Origin of the sequence: Microbacterium sp., assembly GCF_031178525.1 — a bacterium.
Classification (GTDB): domain Bacteria; phylum Actinomycetota; class Actinomycetes; order Actinomycetales; family Microbacteriaceae; genus Microbacterium.
Genome location: NZ_JAPSJA010000316.1, coordinates 1 through 2,602, shown reverse-complemented (window position 1 = coordinate 2,602; position 2,602 = coordinate 1). Strand labels below are relative to the sequence as shown.

Below are 2,602 nucleotides of genomic sequence, written 5' to 3'. Positions count from 1 at the left end.
CTCGGTCTGGCCGTTGCCCTGCACGCCGGCGATCGCGAGGATCTCGCCGGGACGGACATCGAAGCTGACGTCGTCGACGACGACGGCACCGGATGCCGTGCGCACCTGCAGGTCGCGTACCTCGAGGCCGCCCGCTCCGGGCGACGCGGGAGCCTTCTGGACGGTCAGCTCGACCGCGCGGCCCACCATGAGCGCCGCGAGCTCGGCGTTCGTCGACTGCGGCGACGCCTCCCCTACCACGCGTCCGCGGCGGATCACCGTGATCCGGTCGGCGACCTCGCGCACCTCGCGCAGCTTGTGCGTGATGAACACGATGCCCGTGCCGCCGTCGCGCAGCTGACGCATCATCGCCATCAGCTCATCGGTCTCCTGCGGCGTGAGCACGGCCGTGGGCTCGTCGAACACGAGCACCTCGGCGTCGCGCGCGAGCGCCTTGATGATCTCGACGCGCTGCTGCACGCCGACGGGAAGGTCCTCGACGAGCGCGTCGGGATCGACGTCGAACCCGAAGCGGTCGGCGATCTCGCGCACGCGCGCGCGAGCGGCGTCGAGGTCGAGACGCCCGAGGCGGGTGCTCTCGTGTCCCAGGGCGACGTTCTCTGCGACCGTGAACACCGGCACGAGCATGAAGTGCTGATGCACCATGCCGATGCCGGAGGCCATCGCCTCGCCGGGGCCGCGGAACCGCCGCGGGACGTCGTCGAGGAGGATCTCGCCCTCGTCCGCCTGGTACAGGCCGTAGAGGACGTTCATCAGCGTCGACTTGCCGGCGCCGTTCTCTCCGAGAAGCGCGTGGATCTCACCGGGTTCGACGGTCAGATCGATGTGGTCGTTCGCGACGAGGCTGCCGAATCGTTTGGTGATTCCGCGGAGCTCGAGCTTCATGATGGGCACCCTACCGTGCGGGTCTGGACGGGAAGCAGTGGCGGGCACAGCACGAGGGCGACCGGACCGTGGCGGTCCGATCGCCCTCGTCGTGTGTCCGGATTACGGGGAGTTCGGCGACTCGACGGTGATCTCGCCGGCGACGATCGCGTCCTGCAGCGCCGCGATCTCGTCGAGCGTTCCCTCGGGCAGCTCGGCCTCGAAGTCGTGGAAGCTCGAGAGCGCGACGCCCTCGTTCTCCAGCGTGCCGACGTACGGCTCGACGTCGAACTCGCCGCCCGCGGCGTCGATGGTCGTGTCGAAGACGGCCTGGTCGATCGCCTTCAGGATCGACACGAGAGTGATGTCGGCCAGCTCAGGGTCCTTGACGGCCAGGTCGCTGTCGACGCCCAGGAGCTTGACGTCCTCGCCACCGTCGCGGATGGCCGCAGCGGCGCTCGTGTAGATCGGGCCGCCGACCGGCAGGATCACGTCCACGCCCTGGTCGAGGATGCCCTGCGCGGTCTGACGCGCGACATCGTTCGCCTCGAAGCCGCCCGTGAACGAGCCGCTCTGCGCCTCGGTGTCCCAGCCGACGACGCCGACCTCGGCGCCCTTGTCCTCGTTGTACTTCTCGACACCGAGCTGGAAGCCGTCCATGAAGACCTTGACCGAGGGGATCTCGCCGCCGCCGAAGGTGCCGACCTTGTTGCCGCCGGCCTGCGCCGACCAGGCCGCCGCGGCGTAGCCGCCGAGGTAGGCGGCCTCGGCCGTGTTGAACACGAGGGGCTTGATGTTCGGCGCGTCCGTGGTGCCGTCGAAGTCGGTGTCGGCGTAGTCGTCGATGATCGCGTAGTTCACGTCGGGGTTGGCGTTGGCCGACTCGACGGTCGCCGCGGCGAGGTTGAAGCCCACCGAGATGATGAGCGTGCAGCCGTTCGACACGAGGGTCTCGAGGTTCGGCGCATAGTCGTTCGCGCTCGTGGACTCCATCTCCTGGGCCTCGATGCCCAGCTCCTCGGCGGCACGGTCCATGCCCTCCTTGGCCGACTGGTTGAACGAGCGGTCGTTCCAGCCGCCCTCATCCGAGATGAGGCAGGGGATGAAGTCGTCGGCAGGCTCGGGTGCGGCAGAGCCCCCGGCCTCCTCCTCGGGCGCGGCGCCGCAGCCCGCGAGAAGGATCGCCGACGAGACGATCGCGAGGCCGGCGAACGCGGCCTTCCGGGTGGTCCTGGTCACAGTGTCCTCCATGAAGAACGTCGGCCCCGGGGGTAGCGGGGCGTGCGCATCCCCGTCGGGGTACGGGGCGATACGCACACGGTACAGAACGCGAACCGCGCAGATTGCACGGAAGGCGGCCCTGAAACGCGATAGTTACAAATCAGACTCAGAGCACGCGGCCGTCGCCGCGCGACTGCAGGGTCCCCACGACGCTCTTCACGCGCTGGGCGTGCTCGCTCGTGGTCACGAGCAGGGCGTCCTCGGTGTCGACGACGATCAGGCCCTGGACGCCGACCACCGCGATGACGCGGCTCGTCTGCGAGACGACGAGCCCCGTGGACTCGTCCGCCAGCACCATCTCGTTGGGGCCGAGGATGGACATCTGATCCGCCCGCCCGCCCGAGATGAGCTTGGCGAGGCTCGCGAAGTCGCCCACGTCGTCCCAGTCGAAGTGCCCCGGCACGACCGCGAGCCGCCCCTTCTCGGCGGCGGGCTCGGCGACGGCGTAGTCGATCGC

2 protein-coding genes and 1 pseudogene are annotated in these 2,602 nt (G+C 69.4%); all 3 read right to left on the bottom strand.

The genetic code is table 11. The features are described 5' to 3' along the window. Nucleotides 1-885, bottom strand: an 885-nt coding sequence (locus RIF89_RS13745) for an ATP-binding cassette domain-containing protein (RefSeq protein ID WP_309069648.1), incomplete at its 3' end; no start/stop codon positions are given. Between the two features lie 102 nt (nt 886-987). Continuing rightward, on the bottom strand, nt 988-2,103 hold the full coding sequence (locus RIF89_RS13740; protein WP_375294486.1) for a BMP family protein: 1,116 nt from the start codon (nt 2,101-2,103) through the stop codon (nt 988-990). A gap of 148 nt (nt 2,104-2,251) precedes the next feature. After that, nucleotides 2,252-2,602: pseudogene (locus RIF89_RS13735) on the bottom strand (mannose-1-phosphate guanylyltransferase); the annotation flags it as partial.